This window comes from Ensifer sp. R1-3, assembly GCF_056739175.1.
The window spans coordinates 1,458,360-1,482,753 of the sequence record NZ_CP096516.1 but is presented as its reverse complement, the minus strand read 5'-3'; the positions used below and the strand labels follow the sequence as shown (position 1 = coordinate 1,482,753).

Sequence of the window (24,394 nt, the reverse complement as noted above, 5' to 3'; positions counted from 1 at the left end):
TTCCTCCCATCACTCGAACTCCATGATCAACTCGTCCACCGCCAGGCTCGCGCCGGCTTCGATCGCCACGCGCTTCACGATCGCACGCTTTTCCGCCCGCAGAATATTCTCCATCTTCATCGCCTCGACGACGGCGATCGCCTGTCCGGCCTCGACCGTTTCGCCGGCCTTGACCGTGATCGATGTCACCACCCCGGGCATCGGGCAGAGCAGCATCTTCGAGGTGTCCGGCGGCAGCTTCTTCGGCATCAGCCGGGCGAGTTCGGCAATGCGCGGGCTTCTGACCCGTGCAACGACGTCGATCCCGCGCCAGCGCAGCCTTATGCCCGGGCCGGCGAGCTCGACCTTCACGCTCATGGGCTGATTGTCGATGTTGAAGGCGGCGCGGGTGCGGCCGGGCGCCCAGTCGGTTGCGACGGAAACGGATGTCCCGTCGGCAAAGCGGACATAGGTGCCGTCGGCGGAAACCTCGCATGTGACCTGAATTTCGTGACCATCGAGACTCGTCACCCATTCATGGCCGACGACCCGGCGGTGGTTGCCGATGGTGCCCGAAATGCGGCTGGCGCGCTCCTGGAGCGTCTGGTTGACCGTCGCCGCGACGGCGGCGAGCTTGCGTGCGGATGCATCGTCCAGCGCCACCCCGTGGAAACCGCCGGCAAATTCCTCGGCGATATAAGCGGTGGTCAGCCGCCCCTCATGGAAACGCTCCTGCTGCATCACGGCTGCGAGGAAGGGCAGGTTGTGACCGATGCCCTCGACCTCGAATGCGTCGAGCGCGTCCGCCATCGCCCGGACCGCCGTCAGCCGGTCCGGTCCCCAGGTGCAGAGCTTGGCGATCATCGGATCGTAATACATCGAGATCTCGCCGCCTTCGAAGACGCCTGTGTCGTTGCGGATGACGGTGCCGTCCGCCTGCGTGCCTTCCTCGGGCGGGCGATAGCGCGTCAGCCGGCCGATCGACGGGAGGAAATTGCGGTAGGGGTCTTCCGCATAGAGCCTGCTTTCGATCGCCCAGCCGTCGAGCTTCACGTCTTTCTGGGCGAAAGCCAATTTCGCGCCGGCCGCGACGCGGATCATCTGCTCGACCAGATCGAGGCCGGTGACGAGTTCCGTCACGGGATGCTCGACCTGAAGCCGGGTGTTCATCTCGAGAAAGTAGAAGTTGCGGCCGGCGTCCACGATGAATTCGACGGTGCCGGCCGAGTGATAGCCGACGGCCTTTGCCAGGGCGACCGCCTGCTCGCCCATGGCGCGGCGCGTCTTCTCGTCGAGAAAGGGCGAGGGCGCCTCCTCGATGACCTTCTGGTTCCGCCGCTGGATCGAGCATTCGCGCTCGCCGAGATAGAGGATATTGCCATGCTTGTCGCCGAGCACCTGAATCTCGATGTGGCGGGGCTCGGTCACGAATTTCTCGATGAAGATGCGATCGTCGCCGAAGGAGCTCTTCGCCTCGTTCCTGGACGACTGGAAACCCTCGCGTGCCTCCCGCTCGTTCCAGGCGATCCGCATGCCCTTGCCGCCGCCGCCGGCGGAAGCCTTGATCATCACCGGAAAGCCGATCTCAGCGGCGATGCGCGCGGCCTCGTCCGCATCCTCGATCAGCCCCATATGGCCGGGAACGGTGAAAACGCCCGCTTCGGCGGCGAGCTTCTTGGAGGTGATCTTGTCCCCCATCGCCTCGATCGCCCGGACCGGCGGGCCGATGAAGGTCACGCCATCCTTCTCGAGAGCCTCGGCGAAGGCGGCGTTTTCGGAGAGGAAGCCGTAGCCGGGGTGAACGGCATCGGCCCCGGTCCTGCGGATCGCCGCGAGGATATTCTCGATGACGATGTAGGATTGGCTGGATGGGGATGGGCCGATATGGACGGCCTCGTCCGCCATGCGCACATGCATGGCGTCGCGGTCGGCATCCGAATAGACGGCGACGGTCGGAATGCCGAGAGCCTTCGCGGTGCGGATGACGCGGCACGCGATTTCACCACGATTGGCGATGAGGATCTTTTTGAACATGTGTCCCATCGGGTTCTCCCGTCAAAGCGGGATGGTGTCGTGCTTGCGCCAGCGGGTCTCGACCTGCTTGTTGCGCAAGGAGGCGAACGCGCGGGCGATGCGACGGCGGGAGGAGTGCGGCATGATCACCTCGTCTATGAAGCCTCGCTCGGCGGCGACGAAGGGATTGGCGAAGCGCTCTTCGTATTCTTTCGTCCGGGCCGCGATCTTCGCGGGATCGCCGAGTTCGGAACGGTAGAGAATCTCGGTCGCGCCCTTGGCGCCCATCACGGCGATCTCAGCCGTCGGCCAGGCGTAGTTCACGTCGGCTCCGATGTGTTTGGACGCCATGACGTCATAGGCGCCGCCATAGGCCTTGCGCGTGATCAGCGTCACCATGGGGACCGTCGCCTGGCTATAGGCGAAGAGCAGCTTGGCGCCGTGCTTGATGACGCCGCCATATTCCTGGGCGGTGCCGGGCAGGAAGCCGGGCACGTCGACCAGCGTCAGGATCGGCATAGAAAAGGCGTCGCAGAAGCGGACGAAACGCGCGGCCTTGCGCGAGGAGTCGATGTCGAGGCAGCCGGCGAGAACGATCGGCTGGTTGGCGACGACGCCGACCGTCTGGCCCTCGATGCGGATGAAGCCGGTGATGATGTTGCGGGCGAAGCTTGCCTGCAGTTCGAAGAAATCGGCCTCGTCGGCGATGGCGAGGATCAATTCCTTCATGTCGTATGGCTTGGCGGCACTGTCCGGGATCAGGCTGTCGAGGCGCATCTCTAGGCGTCCCGGATCGTCATGGAAGGGCCGGACCGGCGGCTTCTCGCGGTTGTTGAGCGGCAGGAAATCGAAGAGCAGGCGCACATGCTCGAGGGCCTCGATGTCGTTTTCGTAGGCGCCGTCGGCGACGGAGGATTTCGTCGTGTGCGTGCGGGCGCCGCCGAGCTCTTCCGCGGTGACGATCTCATTGGTGACCGTCTTCACGACGTCGGGACCGGTCACGAACATGTAGGAACTGTCGCGCACCATGAAGATAAAGTCGGTCATCGCCGGCGAATAGACGGCGCCGCCGGCGCAGGGGCCCATGATCACCGAGATCTGCGGAATGACGCCCGAAACCTCGGCATTGCGGCGGAAGACCTCGGCATAGCCGGCGAGCGAGGCGACACCCTCCTGGATGCGGGCGCCGCCGGAATCGTTGAGGCCGATCACCGGCGCACCGTTGCGCGCGGCCATGTCCATGATCTTGCAGATCTTCTGGGCATGCGTCTCGGAAAGCGAGCCGCCGAGGACCGTGAAGTCCTGGCTGAAGACATAGACCTGGCGGCCGTTGATCGTGCCCCAGCCGGTGACGACGCCGTCGCCGGGGATCTTCTGGCCAGCCATGCCGAAATCGACGCTGCGATGCGTCACATACATGTCGTATTCTTCGAAGGAGCCCTCGTCCAGAAGCACGTCGATGCGCTCGCGCGCCGTCAGCTTGCCCTTGCCGTGCTGCGCAGCGATGCGGCGTTCGCCGCCCCCCGCCCGCGCCTCGGCCCGTCGGGCTTCCACCTGTTCAAGTACCGCGCGCATCGCTCTCCTCCCGTTTTTTGCTGATTGTGCAGAGGCTTGCCGACCTTCGCAATAGCGCCGAAGGGCGGATGGAAAAACGGCCGATCATGTGCAAAGGTGAAACATACAATATTGCGAAGCGCAAATTGCAAAATTGCGAAACGGGCTGCGAGCATGGCGATCGGCAAGCTTTATATCGGCCGCAAGGTCAGGGATCTGAGGGATGGCAAGCGGCTGACGCAGGGGCAGTTCGCCGAGCGCATCGGCATCTCCACGAGCTATCTCAACCAGATCGAGAACAATCAGCGTCCCGTATCGGCGGCGGTGCTGCTGGCACTCGCGGAGAAGTTCCAGATCGACATCGCCGAGCTTTCTTCCGGCGAAAGCGACCGGCTTCTCTCGGCGCTGTCGGAGGCGCTGAGCGATCCCTTGTTCGAGACCTATTCGCCGAGCCTGCAGGAGCTGAAGCTCGTCGCCCAGAATGCGCCGGGGCTCGCCCATGCGCTGATCTCCTGCCACCAGGCCTATCGGCGCAACAGCGAGCAGCTCGCCAGCATCGACGACACGATCGGCCGCGGCGCTTCCTTCGTCGAGACGACGCCCTATGAAGAGGTGCGCGACTTCTTCCACTTCGTCGACAACTACATCCACGAGATCGATACGCTTGCCGAGACGCTCGCGGGTGAGCTCGGTCTCGGCGATGGCGACAACCACGCGGCCCTCGCCACCTATCTGGAAGCGCGCCACGGGATACGTGTCGTGCGCGGGGCAGCGGGCGACGAGGCGATCCGCCGTTTCGATCCCCGCGCCCGCCTACTCACGCTCAATCCTTACGCGCCGGCGGCGACGCGCGACTTCCAGCTCGCATTGCAGATCGCCCAGATGCACGCCCGCGAGGAGATCGACCGTGTCGCGGGAAGCGCCGGCTTCCGCACCGAGGAAGCCTATGAAATCTGTCGAATCGGCCTCCAGAACTATTTCGCCGGCGCGCTGATCCTGCCCTATCAGCCGTTCCTGAAAGCCGCGCGCGATCTGCGCCACGACGTGGAGCTTCTTGCAGCCCGTTTCGGTGCCTCGCTGGAGCAGGTCTGTCATCGGCTTTCGACGCTGCAGCGGCCTGGGCAGAAAGGCATTCCGATCTTCTTCGCGCGGATCGACCGGGCCGGCAACATCACCAAGCGCCACAGCGCCGCCAAGCTGCAATTCGCCCGTTTCGGTGCGGCCTGTCCGCTCTGGAACGTGCACCAGGCCTTCGAGACGCCCGGCCGGATCATCCGCCAGCTTGCGGAGACGCCGGATGGCGTGCGCTATCTCTGTCTTGCGACCCAGATCACCAAAGGCGGCGGCGGCTACCGCGCCGCCCATCCCCGTTACGCCTTGGCGCTCGGCTGTGAAATCTCCTACGCCGACGCCTTCGTCTATGCGGACGACATGGACCTCGGCAACCGCGCCGCCTACGATCCGATCGGAATTTCCTGCCGCATCTGCGAGCGCACCAGATGCGCGAGCCGTGCGGTGCCGCCGCTCAAGCGTAAGCTGATCGTCGATCATGACATGCGCGGCGCTCTGCCGTATCGTCTGAGTGAGAGCTGAACTCCCGCTCTGTTCGTTTTTGAACAGATACTGTGAGAATTTACGCCTGTGCCTGTACGGCATTTATTGTAACTAGGCCATACACCATCACTATGCGGGTCAGGGAGGACATGCATATGGATTTTCGCCTGTCGGAGGAGCAGGAGGCCATCCGCACGATGGCGCTCGATTTTGCGCGGGACGAGATCGCGCCCCACGCCGTCGACTGGGACCAGCAGAAGCATTTTCCGGTGGAGACTTTGCGCGCGGCGGCTGCGCTCGGAATGGCGGGGATCTATATCCGCGACGACGTCGGCGGAACGGGACTTACCCGCCTCGACGCGGCAATGATCATCGAGGCGCTCGCGACCGGCTGCCCCGCGATCGCCTCCTTCGTTTCGATCCACAACATGTGCGCGGGCATGATCGACCGCTACGGCACGGATGAGCAGCGCCGGCGCCTGCTTCCGCCGCTTCTCACGATGGACGTTCTGGCGAGCTATTGTCTGACGGAGCCCGGCTCCGGCTCGGACGCGGCCGCGCTCAAGACAAGGGCGGTGCGCGAGGGTGACGCCTATCTGCTTACCGGCCAGAAACAGTTCATTTCCGGTGCCGGCGAGTCCGGCCTTTATATCGTCATGGCTCGCACGGGCGAGGAGGGGCCGAAGGGGATCTCCGCATTTGTCGTCGAGAAGGACGCTCCGGGGCTCACCTTCGGCGCCAATGAGAAGAAGATGGGCTGGCATGCCCAGCCCACGCGGGCGGTGATGCTCGACAATGTTCGCGTTTCCGTCGAGAACCGCCTGGGGGCCGAGGGCGAGGGCTTCAGGATCGCCATGGCCGGCCTCGATGGCGGAAGGCTCAGTATCGCCGCCGCCTCGCTCGGCGGCGCGCAATCCGCTTTCGACAAAGCGCTCGCCTATGTCCAGGAACGCCGGGCCTTCGGGAAGGCGATCGGCGAATTCCAGGCGCTGCAGTTCCGCCTCGCCGACATGGCGACGGATCTGGAAATCGCCCGGACCTTCCTCTGGCGGGCGGCCTGCGCCCTCGATGCGGCGGACCCGGAGGCGACGAAGCTCTGCGCCATGGCCAAACGTTTTGTCACAGATCGCTGCTTTTCTGTCGCCAATGACGCACTGCAATTGCATGGCGGCTACGGCTATCTCGCCGACTACGGCGTCGAGAAGATTGTCCGCGACCTGAGGGTGCACCAGATACTCGAAGGTACCAACGAGATCATGCGGCTGATCGTGTCGCGTGCGATCATGGGACGGAAATAGGAAGGATTTTCGATGGAGATGCAGACCACGCTTCCGGAGGTCATTGTCGAGCGCCAGGGCGCGATCGGCAGGCTGCGGCTCAACCGTCCGCGCGCACTGAATAGCCTCAATCGCACGATGATCCGCGCGATCGCTGCGGCGCTGACCGAATTCGAGCGCGACCCGGAGATTGCCGCAGTGCTTGTCACGGGCGAGGGCGAACGGGGCCTCTGCGCCGGCGGCGACATCCGGATGATATACGAAAGCGGCCGCGAGCGGCCTGGGGAAGGTGCGCAGTTCTGGCGCGAGGAGTTCATCGTCAACAGCCGAATTTCAGCCTACTCCAAGCCCTATATCGCGATCATGGACGGGATCGTGATGGGCGGCGGCGTCGGCGTTTCCTCCCATGGCAGCCATCGGGTCGTGACCGAGAGGACGCGCTTTGCCATGCCGGAAACGGGGATCGGCTATTTCACCGATGTCGGCGCGACCTGGCTCCTGCCGCGCGCGCCCGGCGAGTTCGGTACCTATCTCGGGCTGACGGGCCGCGATATCGGTGCGGCGGCGGTCATCCATGCGCGGCTCGCCGACAGTTTCGTTCCCTCCGAGATGATTGGCGAGCTCCTCGGCGCGCTCTCCTCGCTTTCCGGTTCGGCCACCGCCGATGACGTTTCGGCGGCGATCCGCGCCGTTTCGAGCGAGCCCCCGGCATCGGCCCTGCTGGACCACCTGTTCGTCATCGACCGTTGCTTCGCCTTCAATGCCGTGGAGGAGATCTTCGCGGCGCTGGAGAAGGACGAGTCGGATTTCGCGCGCGAGACGCTCGAACTCCTGAAGACCCGATCGGCGATCAGCCTCAAGCTGACGCTGTCGCTCTTAAGGGCAGGGCGCTCCAGCGCAACGCTCAACGAATGCCTCGAGCGGGAATATGCCGCGACCCTCGGCATGCTTTCCAATCCGGATTTCTACGAGGGCGTCAGGGCCGCGGTGATCGACAAGGACCGGAATCCGAAATGGTCGGTCGGGCTTTCGGAAGTTACCCCCGAGCTGCTCGCCCGTTTCGGGAGGAATGACGGCGCGCCGCTCTTCGCCGGGAAGGAATAAGGCGCGGGCAGTTGGCGACAGGATTCAGTTGAGGAGGAGAGGCACGATGACGAAGATCGCCTTTATCGGGCTTGGCAACATGGGCGGACCGATGGCCGCCAATCTGGTGAAGGCGGGCCACGCGGTAACCGGCTTCGACCTGTCGGAAGCCTCGCGCAATGCCGCCGCCAAGACGGGCGTCTCGGTCGCCGGCTCGATCGCCCAGGCCGTGCGTGAGATGGAATGCGTCATCACCATGCTGCCGGCGAGCGCGCATGTCCTTTACGTGTGGGACGAACTGCTCGGCTTCGTCGATCCCGGCACGCTTCTGATCGACAGTTCTACGATTGATGTCGAAAGCGCGCGCAAGGTGCACGGCTTTGCCGAAAAGGCCGGCTGCCCTTCGCTCGACGCGCCGGTTTCCGGCGGCACGGCGGGCGCGGCGGCCGCTACGCTGACCTTCATGGTCGGAGGGAGCGAGGGCGCCTTCTCGCGCGGCAAGCACCTGCTCGAAGCCATGGGCAAGAAGATCGTCCATTGCGGCGACGCCGGCGCCGGCCAGGCGGCGAAGATCTGCAACAACATGATTCTCGGCGTTTCCATGGCGGCGGTCTGCGAGGCCTTCGTGCTCGCCGAACGGCTCGGCCTCTCGCATCAGGCGCTCTTCGACGTGGCCTCTACCTCGTCGGGCCAGTGCTGGTCGCTGACGACCTATTGCCCGGTGCCCGGCCCGGTTCCGACCTCGCCTGCCAATGGCGGCTACAAACCGGGGTTCGCCGCGAGCCTCATGCTGAAAGACCTGAAACTCTCGCAGCAGGCCGCCAGCGCCAGCGGCGCGGCGACGCCGATGGGTGCACAGGCGACGCAGCTTTACAGCCTCTTCGAGAAGCTCGGCCACGGGGCAGAGGATTTCTCGGCGCTGATCCACCTGCTCAGGGGGAACGAGGAGGCGAAAGAGGGGTAGGGCTCCCCCGGTTGCCGGCACGCACCGTGCTCACATCTGCACGGTCATCCCGCCGTCAACGGTGAGCGTGATTCCGTTGACGAAGCTCGCGGCCGGCGAGGCTAGGAAGACGGCGGCGGGGGCGATCTCCTCCGGCCGCCCCCAGCGCTTCAGCGGAATGCGGATGTCGACGAAGGCTTTGAGCGCCGGATCGGCTGCGAGATGCGCATTGGTCTCGGTTGCAAACCAGCCGGGCGCGATCGCGTTGACGGTGAGATTGTCGGCGCCGAGTTCGACCGCGAGCGAGCGCGTCAATGCGGCGAGCCCGCCCTTCGCCGCCGTATAGGCGGGATCGCCGGCCCGCGCCGCAAAGGCGGCGATCGAGGTCACGAAGATCAGCCGCCCGGCCGCGGAACGCCTGAGATAGGGAAGGGCGGTCTTTGCCACGGCGTAGGCCGCGGTCAGGTCGGTGTTCAACAGAGCCGCAAATTCGTGCGGTTCCATCGCTTCCGTCCCGCGGCGGTCGCGTTCGCCGACCGCGTGGATGAGAATGTCGAGCCCGCCCGTCTTTTCGACTGCGGCGGCGATAATCGCCGGGGCGTCGCGGGTTATGTCGCCGGCCGCAATCCCGATCTCGATGCCGTCGCCTTGGAGCCGCTTGCGTGCCTCTTCAAGACCTTGGCCGCTGCGGCCGTTGATCACCGTCCAGGCGCCGGCCCCGGCAAGCGCCTTCGCCATCTCCAGGCCGAGGCCGCGTCCGCCGCCGGTAACCAGAGCTGTCTTGCCGCTGAGATCGAACATGGCCTTCCTTCGCTTGCCCTTACCGCCGAAAGCTTCGCAGCGTTGCCGCCGCCCCGATCCGCAGGAGTCCATCCAGCGCCTTGATCAGCGCGGCGCGAAATGGGGCGCTCGCCGGAAGATCCGTGCCGAAGACGTCCGTCATCGTCAGAAAGGCATCGACGATGCGATCCGGCTCGTCAATTCCCTGCACAAGCGCGGCGATCCGGGCAGCATGCGGATCGCGCACGTCGATGGGACGGCCCGCCTCGTCCAGGCCGCGCGCATAGCGCATCCAGGCGGCAACCCCGAGCGCCAGCCGGTCATAGCCGGCCCCTGCCTGCAAGCGGTCGCGGATCGAGCCGAGGAGGCGCTGCGGCAGCTTCTGCGAACCGTCCATGGCGATCTGCCAGGTGCGGTGGCGAAGCGCCGGATTGCGAAAGCGCTGAAGGAGTTCGGCCCGATAGGCCGGAAGGTCGAAGCCGGGCAGTTGCGGAAGGGTGGGGCTCACCTCGTGGCGCATCAACCCTTCGACCAACGCTTCCATGCCCGGAAGTGCCATGGCGTCCGCCACGGTCTCGGCACCGGCGAGATAGCCGAGGTAGGCGAGGGTGGAATGGCTTCCGTTCAGAAGCCGGAGCTTCATGAACTCGAAGGCGGAGACGTCTTGGACGAAGAGCGCTCCCGCCTTTTCCCAGGCCGGGCGGCCGAGCGGGAAATCCTCCTCGATCACCCATTGCCGGAAGGGTTCGGTCATGATCGGCCAAGCATCTTCGACCCCCATTGCCGAGGCGACCGCGCTCCGGTCGCTGTCGGTGGTGGCCGGAACGATGCGATCCACCATGGTCGAAGGCGACGCGACGTTGCGGACGACGGCGGCGAGGGCGGGTTCGCGCGCTTCCGCGAACTGCGTGACGATACGCTTCAGGACATGGCCATTCCCCGGAAGATTATCGCAGGAGAGCAGCGTGAAGGGTGCGATACCGGCGCTGACGCGGCGCGAAATCGCCTCGACGATGAAGCCGATCGCAGATCGCGGCCGCGCGGGGTTTGCGAGGTCGTGGACGATGTCCGGGTGGCCTTCGTCGAGCGTGCCGGTTGCCGGGTTATGGCAATAGCCCTTCTCGGTGATCGTCAGCGACACGATCCGTGTGCCGGGATCCGCCATGCGGCGAAGGACGGCTTCCGGGTCGTCCGGCGCGCAAAGGAGCTCGACGACACTGCCGACCACGCTGAGGTCGGAGCCTTCGCCGTCCTGGACGGCGAGGGTGTAGAGCCCGTCCTGCGGATGAAGCGCGTCGCGCGTCTCCGGGCTGCGCAGCGAGACGCCGCAGATGCCCCAGGACGGATCCTCGGAGAGCAGCCCATCGGTGTAGACGGCCTGGTGCGCGCGATGAAAGGCACCGATGCCGAGGTGGACGATGCCGACGGTGACTGTCCCGAGGTCGTAATGGGGCCTTTTGACGGTGCGCGGCAGGCGGTCGATCGTCTTTCTCGAAAGCCGCATCAGAAGGCCCATCCTTTTCCGGGACCTGCTTGTCCTGTGCCTGCTTGTCCTGTGCCTGCGACCGGCATCGCGTTCGCGGGCTGCAATGTTGCGCCTCGCGCCGTGAATCGCGTGGCAATCACCGTCACGTATTTGGGGTGTCTGGCATCCACGCGGCTTCCTCCCTGCGTCATTTTGGCTGTAAAGCTGGTATATCAGCCGCCGGAGGCGCGTCAACCGAGGTCACTTTGCTGCCTATCAGGGCATAAACTCGATCATCGGCACGGTAAGGCTGCAGAACGGCGTGCCGCCGCTGCGGCGGTCACTCAAATGCCACAAAACTGGGGAGGCTCACGCATGATCGAGCACGATCTTCGCCGCCCGCCCCGGCGCAACTGCGCCGTTGTCTTCACCGCAGCCCGAGAGGCTGTGCTTTCGGGACGGGCATCACCCTCAAGGACCTGCATGAGAAGGTTCGCCGCGACCAAAGCCGAAAAGCGAGGTTCACTGCGATGCATTCCATCCGAGACCATCTTCCTGTCTCCATCATCATTGCGAATTACAATTATGCGCGGTTCCTGAGCCGCGCGATCGACAGTGCCCTCGACCAGGACTACGCGAAGGTCGAAGTCATCGTCGTAGACGATGCGTCGACCGACGGGTCGGCGGAGGTGATCGCGTCCTACGGCGGGCGGATCAAGGCCCGCCTGCGGGAGGAAAATGGCGGTCACGCAGCTGCTTTCAACACCGGCTTTGCGGCAAGTCGTGGGGCGATCGTTCTCTTCCTCGACGCCGACGACTATCTTTACCCGGCGGCCGTTTCCGAATTGCTTGCTCAATGGAGCGACGACACGGCCCAGATGCAGTTCCGGCTGCACCTCGTGGACGAGGACCTGCGCGTCAAGGACATCTTCCCGCCTCCGGAGGTCCCGTTCGACTCCGGTGACGTAACGCCGCAACTGGCGCGCCGCGCACGATACCAGACGACGGTCACCAGCGGACTGGCCTTTGCACGCTCGGCTCTCGATGTCATCATGCCGGTTCCGGAAGCCGAGTTCCGGCAGGGTGCCGACGGCTACCTTGTCACGCTCGCCCCGCTCTACGGAAAGGTGACGTCGCTCGAAGCCTGCCTCGGCGCCTACCGGATGCACGGCAGCAATCATTCCGTCTTCGCCGAAAAACTCGGGCAGAGGGCGCGCTGGAGGGTGGAGCACGATTTTCACCGGCTGCATGCCCTCAACGAACAGGCGGCCGATGTCGGTCTATCGGTTTCGCCCAAAGCGAACCTGCGCGATCCGGTGCATCTGGAGGAGCGTCTTGCATCCCTCTGCGTGGACGGCGGGCGCCATCCGGTGGCTGCGGATTCGAGGCTCGGCCTCGCCGCTCACGGTGCCGTCGCCAGCATGCAGATGAACGTCTCGCTGCGCCGTCGTGCCATGCTGGCAGCCTGGTTCGTCTCCGTCGGGCTGCTACCGCGGCGCATGGCGCAGGCGGTCCTTTCATGGAAGCTCGTCGCTTCCTCGCGGCCGGCTTTCCTCACCCGGATTTCGAGAACCATCCGCCATGCGATGGGATAGTTGCACTTGCACGCAGACGCGATCAAGGTTCACAAAGGAAAAGTAGGCAGGCTGTCTGTTCGGCTGCGAAACCTGACCCATATTTCGGCAGGTGACGGCGCCATGGCCCGCGTCCGATCGGACGCGCGAAGGCCGTTACCGGGAGAAAGAGCATGCGCATCGAACCCGTCTTCCTGTTCGATCTGGACGGCACACTCGTCGACAGCGTCTACCAGCACGTGCTTGCCTGGAAGGAAGCCCTCGACGCAGAAGGGATCGACCTTTCGGTCTGGCGCATCCATCGCAAGATCGGCATGAGCGGCGGCCTCTTCACCGACCAGCTCCTGCGCGAAACGAACATGGAAATCAGCGGTGACAGGGTTGCGCGATTGCGTCAGCGCCACGCCGAGGCCTACAGGCGGCAGGCGGACAGTATAAGACCGTTGCCCGGCGCGCGCGAGCTTCTAACCTGGCTCACCGATGCGAAGATCTCCTATGCGATCGCCACGAGCGGGCGGATGGAGACCGCCGCCGTCAATCTCGCCGCTCTCGGCGTCGATCCGGCCGTAGTGCCGGTCGTGACACGAGACGTCGTCAAATATGCCAAGCCCGATCCGGATCTCTTTCTCGCCGCCGCCGAACAGCTGGGCGCTCCGATCGAGACGGCAGTGGTGGTCGGCGACAGTATCTGGGACATGCTGGCGGCGGTGCGCTGCCGTGCCTTGGCCATCGGCTTGCTGAGCGGAGGCTACGGACATGAGGAACTGCGGCAAGCCGGTGCCTACCGCATTTTCGACGACCCGGCCGACATGCTGCACCACATCGACGAGGTCGGCGGGCGACGGTGAGCGGGAATAACCGCCCCGCTCAGTGCTTTGTTTCGTCGCTCAGGGCTTCTTCGTGATACCAGCAGCCATCGACGGCGGCGCACACGTCCGACGGTGCGAGATCCAGTTTGCGCTGGGCTTCGGAACGCCGCTCCTCGGCCTTCCGCGACACAGCGGCCGGAAACTTCAGGATCGTCGCAGACTTGCCGTAAAGACTTGTGGCCATGCTCTGGTCTCCCGTGAGTTCTGGGAGAAACATAGTGCAACCAGGCGGGATTTGCACATGATTTACGCGAATTGCCGAAATTTCGTTCAATTCCGTGCCGGAATTGCGAGCATTCTCCGACGCATTTACTGATGCAACGGCCGCGAGTGCGATTTTTTAGGCAGCGGCGCCTGCTCAATAATTTTTGGGCAGGAATTTTCAGGCCGCGGACGCCGAAAAGGATGCGCAGGAGAGGCGCCTCCAGCCACCTTTCCGGAAGCGAGGAGACCGCGGTATCGATTTGAATTGCTGCATGTTTTTCTACCCAGGCCGGCCCCGAACCGCGGAGAAATGCCGGGCTTTGCGCAGCAATGCCGACGATTCTTTCCGGCTGCGTCCGCGGGGTGCGTCCCCGCCGATTCGCGTCGCCGCGGTGCCTTAAGCCGAAAAAAGAGTCTCTCCAGCCGCCCAACTGGCACGCTTGATGCTTCAGGGTAATCGATCCCTGGCGGTTGGGCGTGTGTAGCGCTGAACCCGGCAGGATTTGCTCAAACCATGCAGCACCACGTTAGAGAGATTCGCTAATGACCAAGTATAAGCTCGAGTACATCTGGCTCGATGGCTACACGCCCGTCCCAAATCTCCGCGGGAAGACGCAGATCAAGGAATTCGACGCGTTTCCGACGCTCGAGCAGCTTCCGCTCTGGGGCTTCGACGGCAGCTCGACGCAGCAGGCCGAAGGGCGCAGCTCCGATTGCGTCCTGAAGCCGGTTGCCGTCTATCCCGATCCGGTCCGCACGAATGGCGCATTGGTCATGTGCGAGGTCATGATGCCGGACGGCAAGACGCCGCATCCGTCGAATACCCGTGCAACGGTTCTCGACGATGAAAGCGCCTGGTTCGGCTTCGAGCAGGAATACTTCTTCTACAAGAACGGCCGCCCGCTGGGCTTCCCGGAGCAGGGCTATCCGGCGCCGCAGGGCCCGTACTACACCGGCGTGGGCTACAAGAATGTCGGCGACATCGCGCGCCAGATCGTCGAAGAGCATCTCGACATCTGCCTGGCCGCGGGCATCAACCACGAAGGCATCAACGCCGAAGTGGCCAAGGGCCAATGGGAATTCCAGGTCTTCGGCAAGGGTTCCAAGAAGGCTGCCGATGAAGTCTGGCTGGCGCGCTACCTTCTGCTGCGCCTAACGGAGAAATACGGCATCGACGTCGAGTTCCACTGCAAGCCGCTCGGCGACACGGACTGGAACGGCTCCGGCATGCACGCCAACTTCTCGACTGCCTATCTGCGCGAAGTCGGCGGCAAGGACTATTTCGAAGCGCTGATGGCAGCCTTCGAGAAGAACCTGCACGACCACATCAACGTCTATGGCCCGGACAACCACTTGCGCCTGACCGGCAAGCACGAGACGGCGCCGTGGGACAAGTTCAGCTACGGCGTGGCCGACCGCGGCGCCTCCATTCGCGTTCCGCACAGCTTCGTCAACAACGGCTATCGCGGCTATCTCGAAGATCGCCGCCCGAACTCCCAGGGCGACCCCTACCAGATCGCTTCGGTCATCCTGAAGACGATCTCGAGCGTGCCGACGGCGGTTGCCAAGGTCGCTTGATTTCTTGCCGGACGTCCGCGTGACCTTAAAGCGCGCGGGACCGTAAAATCTTCGTGGCGCCGGCCAGTTTGCCGGCGCCATTTTTATTTGCGAATTCCCATTCCTTCTCGGGAGAGCTATGGGGACTTCAAGCCGGTCAGGACCTGATCGGCGCCCTGCACGACGACGGAAGCCAGGATCGTGTTGGGCTGTACGATGCCTATACCGGCACTTCGGGCTCGAACGGAGGCAATACTCTCGGGAGACTGCAGTTCGAGGTGGGCTCGATCGACCTCCATGCGAGTTCGATCGGCGCCTATTGGACCCATATCGGCGAGGACGGCTGGTATGTGGACAGTATAGGAATGTACTCATGGCTCGATGGGGGTTTGAGCTCCGACCGGGGCATCGGGGCCGACACATCCGGGAACTCTGTCGCCTTTTCCGTCGAGGCGGGTTACCCGTTCAGGTTCGACAATGGATGGGTGCTCGGACCGGGGCCTATGTGATCGACGGACATGAGATGACCATCCGCCCCGCTCCCCTGGAGCGGGAGTGGATGAACGGGACAAACCAGCGCTTTGCCTATCGCTGCCCGCCCTTTAATATCGCGAATGCGCATGGGTGGGAAATTCTGAATGCGGCCGGTTTTCCGCGGTGTGGGACGGGGCGAACGGGAGAATGCCGTTCGCAACCGACCGGATCCGGGCACGCATGCGCCGGCCGTCAGCCACTTCGGAAGCGGTACGCTGACCTTTCACATGCCCTGCCTGTTCAAGACGGACAGCGGAACCGACCTATTCGTGACGGGACCGTTGAACAGGCCGAAGGACGGCATCGCAGCGCTGACGGTATCATCGAGACGGATTGGTCGCCCTACACATTCACCATGAACTGGCGGTTCACCCGGGCAGGGCACTAGGCGCCCCTTTCGAAGCGGGCGAGCCGATCTGTCACATCTTTCCTGTTTCGCGCGGCGGGCTCGAGGCCGTCACGCCGGAAATGCGCAAACTGTCGGAAAATCCGGAGCTCGAAGGCGAGTATAAAGCGTGGTCGGGCAGCCGGAACAGCTTCAATAGGGGGCTGAACGATCCGAACTCCGATGCGGTACGGGAAAAGTGGCAGAAGTCGTATTTCCGCGGAGTGTGCCCGGCCGGGCGTAACGGGCCGGAGGATCATCGCAGCCGGTTGAAGCTGAAGCCGTTCGGCTGACGGTCGCAGTTCCCAAGCGGAGGGGGCGTCGCCTTATGGCGACGCGATCCTGTTCCGGCTTGGGGCTTGGACGCCCGGCAGGTCAGCCCCGGCGGTTGTCCGGGAAGGCTGCCGGATCGATGCCGAGGGTGCGGAGATCCTGTGCTTTGGGACGGCGATGGCCTTCAACGGCGGCGGCAGCAGCGGTTGCGGCGCCGAGCACGGCGAAGGCGCGGCCGATGAAGCCCATGCGGTTCTTGCTGGTCATCTCTTGCTCGCTTTCGTTTTCTATTCGATGAGCAAAAGATGGGCCCGGCAGGGTTGTTTTGCAATGCACAGAACCTCAGCCCAGCCATGCAGCGAAAGCAGGCCCGAACGGCGGTAACCGACCTGCCAAATCGTGAGAAGCCGCTCAGTCTTCGCTGGCGGCGAGTTGTGCGAGCACTTCGCCGCGGCCGCGGGCCCTCAGGATCAGCGGCACGACCAGCGCGAGCGCGGCGATCACCAGGAGCACGGCCGCGATCGGCGACGTGAAGAGCACGGTGATGTCGCCCTGGCTGATCGAGAGTGCCCTGCGGAGCTGCTGCTCGGCGAGCGGCCCGAGGATCAGCCCGACGACCACCGGCGCGATCGGATAGCCGAAGACGCGCATGACGTAGCCCAGAAGGCCGAAGGCCAGCAGCATGCCGAGCTCGAAGACCGACGGATTGGCGCCGATGGTGCCGAGCGTCGCGAAGAGCAGGATGCCCGCGTAGAGCCAAGGCTTCGGGATCGTCAATAGCTTCACCCAGAGCCCGATCAGGGGCAGGTTGAGGACGAGCAGCATGAAATTGGCGATGAGGAGGCTGGCGATCAGACCCCAGACCAGCTGGGGATTGGTGGCGAAAAGCAGCGGTCCCGGCTGCAGCCCGTATTGCTGGAAACCGGCGAGCATGATCGCAGCCGTCGCCGTGGTCGGCAGGCCGAGCGTCAGGAGCGGCACCAACGTCCCCGCAGCGGATGCGTTGTTGGCGGCTTCCGGGCCAGCCACGCCTTCGATGGCGCCGTTGCCGAATTCCTCCGGATGTTTGGTCAGTCGCTTCTCCGCTGCATAGGAGAGGAAAGTGCCGATCTCGGCGCCCCCGGCCGGCATGGCGCCGATGGGAAAGCCGATGAAGGTGCCGCGCAGCCACGGCTTCCAGGAGCGCGCCCAATCCGTGGCGCTCATCCAGACCGAGCCCCTGACCGCTTCCACCTTGTCCGGGCCGCGGTCGCCTTGCGCGGCGATGAACAGCGTCTCGCCGATCGCGAACATGGCGACGGCGAGAGTCGTCACCTCGATGCCGTCGAGGAGGTCGGGCACGCCGAAGGAGAGGCGCGCCTGGCCGGTCAGCTGGTCGATGCCGATACAGGCAAGGGTCAGGCCGATGAAGAGCGAGGTGAGCCCCCGAAGCGTCGAGTCGCCGAAAGCGGAGGAGACGGTGACGAAGGCGAGCACCATCAGCGCGAAATATTCGCGCGGGCCGAAGACGAGCGCCAGCTTGACGATGTAGGGCGCAATAAAGGCCAATCCGAGCGTGGCGATGAGGCCGGCGACGAAGGAGCCGATGGCTGCCGTGGCAAGCGCCGGACCGCCGCGGCCGGCGCGCGCCATCTTGTTGCCCTCGAGCGCGGTGACGATCGAGGCGCTTTCGCCGGGGGTGTTGAGCAGGATCGACGTGGTCGAACCCCCATACATGCCGCCATAATAGATGCCGGCGAACATGATGAGCGACCCGGCCGGATCGAGCTGATAGGTGACCGGCAGGAGCAGTGCGACGGTCAATGCGGGGCCGATGCCGGGCAGCACGCCCACGGCGGTGCCGAGCGTTACGCCGATGAGTGCGTAGAGAAGGTTCATCGGCTGGGCAGCGACCAGCAGCCCCTGCAACAGGAAATCGAAAGTACCCATGTCGTCGGCCTCTTTAGATCACGGCGCTAGGATCGACCTAAAATCATGAACGTGATCGATCTGATAGGTTAAGAGCGGGACGCGGGCGGCAGACCGCACGCACTTTTTCTCATTCCGCTCTAGAAGAACAGGCGTTCAAGCGGCCCTGCGGGCAGCGACAATTGCAGGAGCTTGGCGAAGATAGCCCAGACGATGAAACTGAACACGATGCCGATCGGCACGGTCAGCCATAATTTGCGTTTGCCGAAGCCGCGGGCCGTGAGGGCGAAGAGAATACCGGTCGCGATCGAGAAGCCGAGCGTGTTCAAGAGCAGCATCTGCGCCGCAAGCCCGGCGACGATCCAGACAACCGGACCCGCGCGCTGGTGCTCACGTTCGGGAAAGTCGCCCCGCCAGGCTTCGACCGCCGTCCAGACCGCAAGCGCGATGAGACAGCAGGCGATCGCATAGGGCACTGTCATTGGCCCGACTTGCGAGTAGCCGGCAAGGCCGCTCAGGCGCGACACGTCCCAGAAGATCACACCGGCGATTGCTGCCAGAACGGCGGCGATGACCAGCGCCGCCCGGTCGGGGCGGCGCGTGTCGGCGGAAGGGTTGTTGCCCTTGTTCATTTGACCAGTCCGATGTCCTTCAGGACGGTTTCCGTGGCGGAAATGTCCTTGGCGAGCTGCTCGTCGAAGGCGGCGCCGGCGAGATAGGTGTCCTGCCAGCCTTTGGTCTTCAGCACTTCCTGCCAGCCTGCGGATTTGGCAAGCTTCTCGATGTCGGCGGAGACTGCGGCCTTCTGTTCTTCCGTGAGGCCCGGGGCAGCGGCGACCATGCGCCAGTTTTCGACGACAACGTCGACGCCGGATTCCTTCAGCGTCGGCGCGTCGATACCCTCGAGGCGCTCGGCGCTGGAGACGGCGAGCAGGCGGAGCGTTCCGGCCTTCACCTGGGACTCGAATTCACCGTAACCGGAAATGCCGGCGGTTACCTGGTTGCCGAGGATCGCGGCAAGCGCCTCGCCGCCGCCGGAATAGGCGATGTAGTTGATCTTGGTCGGATCGACACCGGCGGCCTTGGCGATCAGGCCGACCGCGATGTGGTCGGTGCCGCCGGCCGAGCCGCCTGCCCAGGAAACCGCGCCCGGATCCTTCTTCAGCGCCTCGACGAGGTCTTTCATCGTCTGGATCTCGGAGGCGGCGGGAACGACGATCGCCTCGTATTCGCCCGTAAGCCGCGCGATCGGCGTCACGTCCTTGAGGGTAACCGGCGAGTTGTTGGTGAGTATGGCGCCGACCATCACGTAACCGCCGACGAGGAGCGCGTTCGGGTTGCCCTTCTGCTGGCTGGCGAACTGGGCAAGGCCGATCGTGCCGCCGGCGCCCGGAACGTTCTGGACCTGCACGTTGCCGGAAATGCCCTCCTGCTGCATGACGGTCTGCAGCGAGCGGGCGGTCTGGTCCCAGCCGCCGCCGGGATTGGCCGGCGCGATGATCGTGTAGTCGGCGGCATAGGCCGGCAGAGCAATTGCGCCGGCGAGAATGGATGCGAGGAAGAAGTGTTTCAAGGTCGGTCCTCCGTGAGGCGCGCTTCGTCACGCGCACGTTGATTATCGTTCGCGAAGGGGAGAAGCGGCTGGTCGACATCGACGGCGACCTTAGACCGGACTGGTGAATCCTCCCGATACGCTGCCGGCGGTCCGCCTCCACGGTTCGCCGGCGACCTTAAGCAACATAGAAAGCTGACATTAACCTGACATCAAGTCCGCTTCGCGTAAATGACTTGTTTGCCTGCCTATTGTTCACTGCAGGCGCAGCATCTCGTTCCAGCGGGCAATCAGCCTCGCCCGCTTGACCTGGTCAAGATAGACCATCAGTCCGGGACTGACCGGTACGGGTTTCAACTGACCTCCGAGCATTTCCCTCATGGTGTTCGCGGTGTTCTCGCCGACGACTTCGGGACTGACCGCCGGGATCTGCAACTCGCGTGCCATGATCGTCTGGCCCTCCTTCGACATGAAGAATTCGAGATAGCGGCGGCCGAGTTCCGGGGCGGCTGCCGCCTGCGGCACCAGCCCGATGCGCGACATGACCACCGTATAGTCCTTCGGGAGTATGATGCCGACATCCGGATGCCGCGATGCCCAGTCGGCCGCATAGGAACCGAGGATGTTGTACCCGAGCACGAAGCGCCCGTCCGAAATCCTCTCCAGGATTGCCTGACTGGTCGAATAAAGCTTCACTCCGGCCGCCCCCATCGTGCGGATCACCGTCCAGATGTCGCCAAATTGCTCCTGGTCGCGCGACATGAAGAGGAAGCCGACTCCGGAGCGTTCGATATCGTAGGTGCCGATGCGGCCGAAGACGGCGTTTCCCTTCCGTTTGAGATAGTCGACGAATTCGGCCCGCGTGGCCGGCGGCCGCTCGTTCCTGAAGCTCGGCTTGTGGTAGACGAAGACGGCCGGCTCGAAGGTGAGCGCGTAAGCCGTGTTGCGCCAGTTCGCCCAGGCCGGCCAGAGTCCGCTCATCGGCAGGTCGCTGCGTTGCGCATAACCGTCATTGCTGAGCTTGACCTGCAGGTCCATGGCGGAGGAAAAGGCGAAATCGGCGGTCTTCTCGCCGGCATCGGTCTCCTTGACGATCCTGTCGTAGATCTCGCCGGTCAGCATGTCCTCGTAGCGGACCGCGACATCCGGATTGGCCTTCTGGAAGCCGTCGATCATCGGTCTCGCCAAGGGTTCGTCGAGCGAGGAATAGACGGTCAGGACCGGTGCGGCGCCGTCACCGGAGAGCGCCGGGAAGAACGTGGGCGCGGCCTCGGCGAGCGCGCCCGACAGGAACAAAAAACCGAAAGAAATCAAGAACCGCATGAATTCACAATGCCTGAGAGCGCTGCCGTTCACAAGCAAGCTCGCGACCGATAGAGTGATCCCGGGGAGAGGCGATATTGCGTATCTTGCTGGTTGAGGACAATCGGGCCCTGGCGGAGGGTCTTTCGACGCTTCTGCGGGGCAGCGGCTATGCCGTCGACGTCGTGAGCGACGGGGCGTCTGCGCATGCGGTTGCCGCGGCCGAAAGCTTCGATCTGGTGATCCTCGATTTGAATCTGCCGGAGATGGATGGACTGGACGTGCTGCGTGCCATGCGGGCACGCCAAAACCGCGCGGCGGTTCTCATCCTGACGGCGCGCGGCACGCCCGAGGAGAGGGTCAAGGGACTCGACCTCGGCGCCGACGATTATTTGATCAAGCCTTTCGATATCGGCGAGTTCGAGGCGCGGGTGCGGGTCCTGTTGCGCCGGCAGGCGGGGTTGCGAGCCTCCGTCGTCAGCTATGGCAATGTCTCGCTCGACCTCACCTCGCGGAGTTTCTCCTCGGCAGGCATGCCGATCGAAATTCCGGCGCGCGAACTCGGTCTTCTCGAGCTTTTGTTCATGCGCGCCGGAAAGGTCGTCGCCAAGGACGCGATCGTGCAATCGCTGACGGGCCTGGACGACGATCTGAGTCCCAATGCGATCGAGCAATATGTGAGCCGGCTGCGCAAGCGGCTGGCGCCCTTCGGGTTGACCGTCCGCACCGCCCGCGGCATCGGGTATTATCTCGACAAGACGGCCGGTCCCGAATGAAGGCCGTCCCCGGAATGAGAAAGGTCGTCTATTCGCTGCGGCGCAGGCTGCTCGGCTGGCTCCTGATCTCGACAGCGGTGATCGGCGTCGTCGCACTGGCGGATACCTACCGGGAAGCCATCAAGACGGCGAATGCCGTCTCGGACCGCGTGCTTGCCGGATCGGCGTTGGCGATCGCCGAGCGCGTGGTCGTGGCCGAAGACGGCTCGTTGCAGGTCGATATCCCCTATGTCGCGCTCGAGATGCTGACATCCGCGGCGCAGGACCGGGTGTTTTATCGGGTGGACGGCCCGCCCGGCGAGTTCATCACCGGTTATCAGACCCTGCCTTCGCTCTCCGAAAGCACCGGTCAATGGACGAGCTTCGCAGATGCCGTCTTTCGCGGCGAACCTATCCGCGTCGCAGCACTCAGACGCTCCGCCTCGACCGGGGTCAATTCCGTTCCCTTCGTCGTCACCGTCGCCGAGACGACGATCGCCCGGCGCCAGCTCGCGCAGACCATCATCATCCGCTCGGCCCTGCGCCTTGGGCTGATGATCGCCGGCGCGGCGATGATCGTCTGGGTCGCCGTCACCTTTTCCTTGAGGCCGCTCTATCGGCTTGGCGATGCGATCGCGGAGCGCAGTCCGGACGATCTGCATCCGATCCGCGAGCAGGTGCCGAACGAAGTCCAGGGGCTCGTCGATACCGTGAACTCTTTCATGGTCCGCCTGCAATCGGCCCTCGATGCGCTGCGGCACTTCACCGGCAATGCCAGCCATCAGCTCAGGACTCCGCTCGCGATCATCCGCACGCAGCTTGCGCTTGCGCAGCGGGCGACGACGATCGAAGAAACCCGGGCGGCGGCGATGAAGGCGGACGAAGCCGTCGCCAATGCCGAGCGCATTCTCGCTCAACTGCTGCTGATGGCGAAGATCGATGCCGCGGGCAGAGACGAGGCACGGGGATTGGAGCGGGTCGAGCTCGGCGGGCTTGCCCGCGCCGTGACGGCGGACCACGTGCCGGCGGCGGGCGAAGCCGGCATCGACCTCGGCTTTGCCGGCGAGGGCGAGCACTGGATCCGCGCCGAGCCTCTGCTTGTCGGCGAACTCCTGAAGAACCTCATCGGCAATGCGTTGCTTTATGCCGGCCGCGGGGCGGAGGTGACCGTGCGCGTCGAGAGCCGAGACCACTCGGTCCTGCTGGAAGTGGAGGATAACGGCCCGGGCATTCCGCCGGAGCTGCGCGAGGCGGCGCTCAAGCGTTTCCGGCGCGGCGGCGAGGAAGCCCCCGGTACCGGACTCGGCCTGCCGATCGTCGAGGAAATCGCCGCGCTTTACGGCGGGACCATGCGGCTGGAGGAGGGTGACGGCGGTCGCGGGTTAAAGGTGGTGGCGTCGTTTCCGGCGGGGTGAGCGGTGGCGCGGCATATCGGGTCGGCGGCGGGAGTGCCCACGGGCACTCCCTCTGCCCTGCCGGGCATCTCCCCGCAAGGGGCAGGGCTATCGCATATGAGCGATAAGAGAAGTGAGGAATTCGTCATCCCAGCCCGCCTTTTTAATTTTCCGGCGGATGGAGGCCTTGTCGGGGTGCGATCGCAAGAGGTTGAGAGCGATCTTGCGCAAGAACGCAATGTTCTGCGGGCCGTTGTCCTTGCGGTTTCTGGCGGCGTCCTCGCGGAAGTGGACATCCAGAACCCAATGCAGGTTGTTTTCGATTTGCCAATGGGTTCTTACAACCTCGATCAGCGCGCTCGGCGACATGGTGGTGGAGAGCAGGAAGTAGCGGACATGGCTGGTCAAATGGCCGTTGGTATGACGGCTTGTGGTCTCGACGCAGCCGATGGCCTGCAGGCCCGGAAAGTTGATATCGCCGGCAGCCACAACGCTGGCGCGGCGTGTCTCGATGCGGTCATGGGCAGTCTCGGCTGCAATCTGGATGCTCTCGACGTGGTCGGCGTCCTCGATGCGGGCGAGCGCCTGGGCCAAGAGGCCGGGCTGGTTGGCCTTCAGTGCCAGAGCATAATCGCCGCCGGCGGCGAGGATGGCGCGGGCGGTGTCGGGCCGGCAATGCAGGGCATCGGCGGTGACGATAGAGCCCTCCAGTGCCAGCAGCGCGAGCGCGTCGAGAGCCCCTTGCACCTCATTGCGGCCCGGCGCGAGCTTTTGGCCAATGACCAGACCGGGACCGGCAGCCCAGACATTGACGAGGTGGAGTGGGGTGGCCTTGGCGGCGCGCCGGTAGGCACCGCGCACCGCCTTGCCATCGATCGCTACCACCCCTTCGAGACCCTGCGCAAAGCTCGCCGTGAGACGGCGAGAGGCCGCGTCAAAGGCATCCGGATCGAGATGGCGGAAGACTGTGGAGAAGGTGTCATGGCTGGGAATGCCATAGGGCAGCGGCACGATTGTCTTCAGCCATTTTTTCTTGGCGACACCGAAATCGGCCATATCGGTACAGCTTTCCGCACCGCAGACAATCGCCGCAACGGCAATGAACAGGATCGACGTCAACGGATGGCGCGCATTGCGACCGCGCGGATCTGGCAAATCTTCAAAGCAAGCGGCAAATCTACTCATCGAGACCTCCAAGGCAGCGGAGGACTTCATGAATCGATTTGCCGCAACAAAACAACCACTTATTCGCTATATGCGATTCCCCTGCCGCAAGGGGGGAGATCGGCCAGAAGCAAAGCGGTGCCTCGAGTTAAGCCAGCACGCGCCGAAACGAAGGTACATCGAGGGAGCGGGAGTTCGCCCCTTGTCAATCTCCCCCCTTGCGGGGCCCTTGCGCGGGAGATGCCCGGCAGGGCAGAGGGGGTAGCCCGTTGTAT

22 protein-coding genes and 2 pseudogenes are annotated in these 24,394 nt (G+C 64.2%); 13 read left to right on the top strand and 11 right to left on the bottom strand.

Annotated elements, in window-relative coordinates; all coding sequences use genetic code 11:
- Positions 1-9: 9 nt before the first annotated feature.
- Together M1D43_RS24170 and M1D43_RS24165 are read right to left on the bottom strand one after the other, a co-directional pair.
- Entirely contained in the window at positions 10-2,022 is a 2,013-nt protein-coding gene (locus tag M1D43_RS24170) for an acetyl-CoA carboxylase biotin carboxylase subunit (protein WP_014527757.1), read from the bottom strand.
- Between the two features lie 12 nt (positions 2,023-2,034).
- Positions 2,035-3,567: an acyl-CoA carboxylase subunit beta gene (locus M1D43_RS24165; RefSeq protein ID WP_014527758.1), complete on the bottom strand. Its 1,533-nt coding sequence runs from the start codon at positions 3,565-3,567 to the stop codon at positions 2,035-2,037.
- Between the two features lie 153 nt (positions 3,568-3,720).
- Between M1D43_RS24165 and M1D43_RS24160 the strand changes: the two genes are divergently transcribed.
- The 4 genes from M1D43_RS24160 to mmsB all read left to right on the top strand — a co-directional run bounded on the left by M1D43_RS24160 (position 3,721) and on the right by mmsB (position 8,424).
- Positions 3,721-5,139: a helix-turn-helix domain-containing protein gene (locus tag M1D43_RS24160; protein WP_014527759.1), complete on the top strand. Its 1,419-nt coding sequence runs from the start codon at positions 3,721-3,723 to the stop codon at positions 5,137-5,139.
- A 116-nt stretch (positions 5,140-5,255) separates the two neighbouring features.
- Positions 5,256-6,398, top strand: a complete 1,143-nt coding sequence (locus tag M1D43_RS24155) for an isobutyryl-CoA dehydrogenase (protein ID WP_010976247.1) — start codon at positions 5,256-5,258, stop codon at positions 6,396-6,398.
- Positions 6,399-6,410: 12 nt separating this feature from the next.
- Positions 6,411-7,481, top strand: a complete 1,071-nt coding sequence (locus tag M1D43_RS24150) for an enoyl-CoA hydratase/isomerase family protein (protein WP_014527760.1) — start codon at positions 6,411-6,413, stop codon at positions 7,479-7,481.
- A gap of 46 nt (positions 7,482-7,527) precedes the next feature.
- The gene (gene mmsB / locus M1D43_RS24145) at positions 7,528-8,424 is read left to right on the top strand and encodes a 3-hydroxyisobutyrate dehydrogenase (RefSeq protein ID WP_010976245.1); all 897 of its coding nucleotides are present in this window, start codon (positions 7,528-7,530) and stop codon (positions 8,422-8,424) included.
- 30 nt (positions 8,425-8,454) lie between these two features.
- Here mmsB and M1D43_RS24140 read toward each other — a convergent pair whose 3' ends face one another.
- Together M1D43_RS24140 and M1D43_RS24135 are read right to left on the bottom strand one after the other, a co-directional pair.
- Entirely contained in the window at positions 8,455-9,204 is a 750-nt protein-coding gene (locus tag M1D43_RS24140; RefSeq protein ID WP_014527761.1) for an SDR family oxidoreductase, read from the bottom strand.
- 19 nt (positions 9,205-9,223) lie between these two features.
- A complete protein-coding gene (locus tag M1D43_RS24135) occupies positions 9,224-10,699 on the bottom strand; it encodes a mannitol dehydrogenase family protein (protein ID WP_014527762.1) in 1,476 nt (491 codons plus the stop codon).
- Between the two features lie 479 nt (positions 10,700-11,178).
- Between M1D43_RS24135 and M1D43_RS24130 the strand changes: the two genes are divergently transcribed.
- Together M1D43_RS24130 and M1D43_RS24125 are read left to right on the top strand one after the other, a co-directional pair.
- The gene (locus tag M1D43_RS24130) at positions 11,179-12,243 is read left to right on the top strand and encodes a glycosyltransferase family 2 protein (protein WP_010976242.1); all 1,065 of its coding nucleotides are present in this window, start codon (positions 11,179-11,181) and stop codon (positions 12,241-12,243) included.
- A 152-nt stretch (positions 12,244-12,395) separates the two neighbouring features.
- Positions 12,396-13,070, top strand: a complete 675-nt coding sequence (locus tag M1D43_RS24125) for an HAD family hydrolase (RefSeq protein ID WP_010976241.1) — start codon at positions 12,396-12,398, stop codon at positions 13,068-13,070.
- A gap of 19 nt (positions 13,071-13,089) precedes the next feature.
- On the opposite strand, the gene M1D43_RS24120 is transcribed toward M1D43_RS24125, so the two are convergent.
- A complete protein-coding gene (locus M1D43_RS24120) occupies positions 13,090-13,275 on the bottom strand; it encodes a DUF2735 domain-containing protein (protein ID WP_010976240.1) in 186 nt (61 codons plus the stop codon).
- A gap of 563 nt (positions 13,276-13,838) precedes the next feature.
- Between M1D43_RS24120 and M1D43_RS24115 the strand changes: the two genes are divergently transcribed.
- The 5 genes and pseudogenes from M1D43_RS24115 to M1D43_RS24095 all read left to right on the top strand — a co-directional run bounded on the left by M1D43_RS24115 (position 13,839) and on the right by M1D43_RS24095 (position 16,064).
- Positions 13,839-14,873 (top strand): glutamine synthetase beta-grasp domain-containing protein, encoded by a 1,035-nt coding sequence (locus tag M1D43_RS24115; protein WP_003530581.1) that lies wholly within the window; start codon positions 13,839-13,841, stop codon positions 14,871-14,873.
- A gap of 53 nt (positions 14,874-14,926) precedes the next feature.
- Entirely contained in the window at positions 14,927-15,361 is a 435-nt protein-coding gene (locus M1D43_RS24110) for an autotransporter domain-containing protein (RefSeq protein ID WP_017269304.1), read from the top strand.
- Positions 15,334-15,462: pseudogene (locus M1D43_RS24105) on the top strand (DUF6065 family protein); the annotation flags it as partial. The gene M1D43_RS24110 and the pseudogene M1D43_RS24105, both read left to right, overlap by 28 nt.
- Before the next feature lie 28 nt (positions 15,463-15,490).
- Positions 15,491-15,774 (top strand): annotated as a pseudogene (locus M1D43_RS24100) (DUF6065 family protein).
- Complete coding sequence (locus tag M1D43_RS24095; protein ID WP_267899160.1) at positions 15,720-16,064, top strand: DUF6065 family protein; 345 nt, start codon at positions 15,720-15,722, stop codon at positions 16,062-16,064. The pseudogene M1D43_RS24100 and the gene M1D43_RS24095 overlap by 55 nt, the downstream one beginning before the upstream one ends.
- A gap of 82 nt (positions 16,065-16,146) precedes the next feature.
- On the opposite strand, the gene M1D43_RS24090 is transcribed toward M1D43_RS24095, so the two are convergent.
- The 5 genes from M1D43_RS24090 to M1D43_RS24070 all read right to left on the bottom strand — a co-directional run bounded on the left by M1D43_RS24090 (position 16,147) and on the right by M1D43_RS24070 (position 20,827).
- The gene (locus M1D43_RS24090; RefSeq protein ID WP_003530575.1) at positions 16,147-16,311 is read right to left on the bottom strand and encodes a hypothetical protein; all 165 of its coding nucleotides are present in this window, start codon (positions 16,309-16,311) and stop codon (positions 16,147-16,149) included.
- Positions 16,312-16,455: 144 nt separating this feature from the next.
- Positions 16,456-17,973, bottom strand: a complete 1,518-nt coding sequence (locus tag M1D43_RS24085; protein ID WP_003530573.1) for a tripartite tricarboxylate transporter permease — start codon at positions 17,971-17,973, stop codon at positions 16,456-16,458.
- Between the two features lie 119 nt (positions 17,974-18,092).
- Complete coding sequence (locus M1D43_RS24080; protein WP_003530571.1) at positions 18,093-18,584, bottom strand: tripartite tricarboxylate transporter TctB family protein; 492 nt, start codon at positions 18,582-18,584, stop codon at positions 18,093-18,095.
- On the bottom strand, positions 18,581-19,525 hold the full coding sequence (locus tag M1D43_RS24075; protein ID WP_003530569.1) for a Bug family tripartite tricarboxylate transporter substrate binding protein: 945 nt from the start codon (positions 19,523-19,525) through the stop codon (positions 18,581-18,583). The genes M1D43_RS24080 and M1D43_RS24075 overlap by 4 nt, the downstream gene beginning before the upstream one ends.
- A 234-nt stretch (positions 19,526-19,759) precedes the next feature.
- On the bottom strand, positions 19,760-20,827 hold the full coding sequence (locus M1D43_RS24070) for an ABC transporter substrate-binding protein (protein ID WP_122103583.1): 1,068 nt from the start codon (positions 20,825-20,827) through the stop codon (positions 19,760-19,762).
- A 77-nt stretch (positions 20,828-20,904) separates the two neighbouring features.
- Here M1D43_RS24070 and M1D43_RS24065 point away from each other — a divergent pair, with 77 nt between their 5' ends.
- The gene (locus M1D43_RS24065; protein WP_003530564.1) at positions 20,905-21,582 is read left to right on the top strand and encodes a response regulator; all 678 of its coding nucleotides are present in this window, start codon (positions 20,905-20,907) and stop codon (positions 21,580-21,582) included.
- Positions 21,579-22,976 carry a sensor histidine kinase gene (locus M1D43_RS24060; protein ID WP_010976235.1) on the top strand — a complete coding sequence of 466 codons (1,398 nt, stop codon included), beginning with the start codon at positions 21,579-21,581 and terminating at the stop codon, positions 22,974-22,976. Before M1D43_RS24065 ends, M1D43_RS24060 begins: the two co-directional genes overlap by 4 nt.
- A gap of 87 nt (positions 22,977-23,063) precedes the next feature.
- Here the strand turns inward: M1D43_RS24060 and M1D43_RS24055 are convergent, their stop codons facing one another.
- Entirely contained in the window at positions 23,064-24,140 is a 1,077-nt protein-coding gene (locus M1D43_RS24055) for an ISAs1-like element ISRm21 family transposase (protein WP_498814513.1), read from the bottom strand.
- Positions 24,141-24,394 lie beyond the last annotated feature (254 nt).

Bases quoted from the DNA above. Each gene is read 5' to 3' on its own strand.
- M1D43_RS24170 (WP_014527757.1), bottom strand. From the start codon at position 2,022: ATGGGACACATGTTCAAAAAGATCCTCATCGCCAATCGTGGTGAAATC.
- M1D43_RS24165 (WP_014527758.1), bottom strand. From the start codon at position 3,567: ATGCGCGCGGTACTTGAACAGGTGGAAGCCCGACGGGCCGAGGCGCGG.
- M1D43_RS24160 (WP_014527759.1), top strand. From the start codon at position 3,721: ATGGCGATCGGCAAGCTTTATATCGGCCGCAAGGTCAGGGATCTGAGG.
- M1D43_RS24155 (WP_010976247.1), top strand. From the start codon at position 5,256: ATGGATTTTCGCCTGTCGGAGGAGCAGGAGGCCATCCGCACGATGGCG.
- M1D43_RS24150 (WP_014527760.1), top strand. From the start codon at position 6,411: ATGGAGATGCAGACCACGCTTCCGGAGGTCATTGTCGAGCGCCAGGGC.
- mmsB (WP_010976245.1), top strand. From the start codon at position 7,528: ATGACGAAGATCGCCTTTATCGGGCTTGGCAACATGGGCGGACCGATG.
- M1D43_RS24140 (WP_014527761.1), bottom strand. From the start codon at position 9,204: ATGTTCGATCTCAGCGGCAAGACAGCTCTGGTTACCGGCGGCGGACGC.
- M1D43_RS24135 (WP_014527762.1), bottom strand. From the start codon at position 10,699: ATGGGCCTTCTGATGCGGCTTTCGAGAAAGACGATCGACCGCCTGCCG.
- M1D43_RS24130 (WP_010976242.1), top strand. From the start codon at position 11,179: ATGCATTCCATCCGAGACCATCTTCCTGTCTCCATCATCATTGCGAAT.
- M1D43_RS24125 (WP_010976241.1), top strand. From the start codon at position 12,396: ATGCGCATCGAACCCGTCTTCCTGTTCGATCTGGACGGCACACTCGTC.
- M1D43_RS24120 (WP_010976240.1), bottom strand. From the start codon at position 13,275: ATGGCCACAAGTCTTTACGGCAAGTCTGCGACGATCCTGAAGTTTCCG.
- M1D43_RS24115 (WP_003530581.1), top strand. From the start codon at position 13,839: ATGACCAAGTATAAGCTCGAGTACATCTGGCTCGATGGCTACACGCCC.
- M1D43_RS24090 (WP_003530575.1), bottom strand. From the start codon at position 16,311: ATGACCAGCAAGAACCGCATGGGCTTCATCGGCCGCGCCTTCGCCGTG.
- M1D43_RS24085 (WP_003530573.1), bottom strand. From the start codon at position 17,973: ATGGGTACTTTCGATTTCCTGTTGCAGGGGCTGCTGGTCGCTGCCCAG.
- M1D43_RS24080 (WP_003530571.1), bottom strand. From the start codon at position 18,584: ATGAACAAGGGCAACAACCCTTCCGCCGACACGCGCCGCCCCGACCGG.
- M1D43_RS24070 (WP_122103583.1), bottom strand. From the start codon at position 20,827: ATGCGGTTCTTGATTTCTTTCGGTTTTTTGTTCCTGTCGGGCGCGCTC.
- M1D43_RS24060 (WP_010976235.1), top strand. From the start codon at position 21,579: ATGAAGGCCGTCCCCGGAATGAGAAAGGTCGTCTATTCGCTGCGGCGC.
- M1D43_RS24055 (WP_498814513.1), bottom strand. From the start codon at position 24,140: ATGAGTAGATTTGCCGCTTGCTTTGAAGATTTGCCAGATCCGCGCGGT.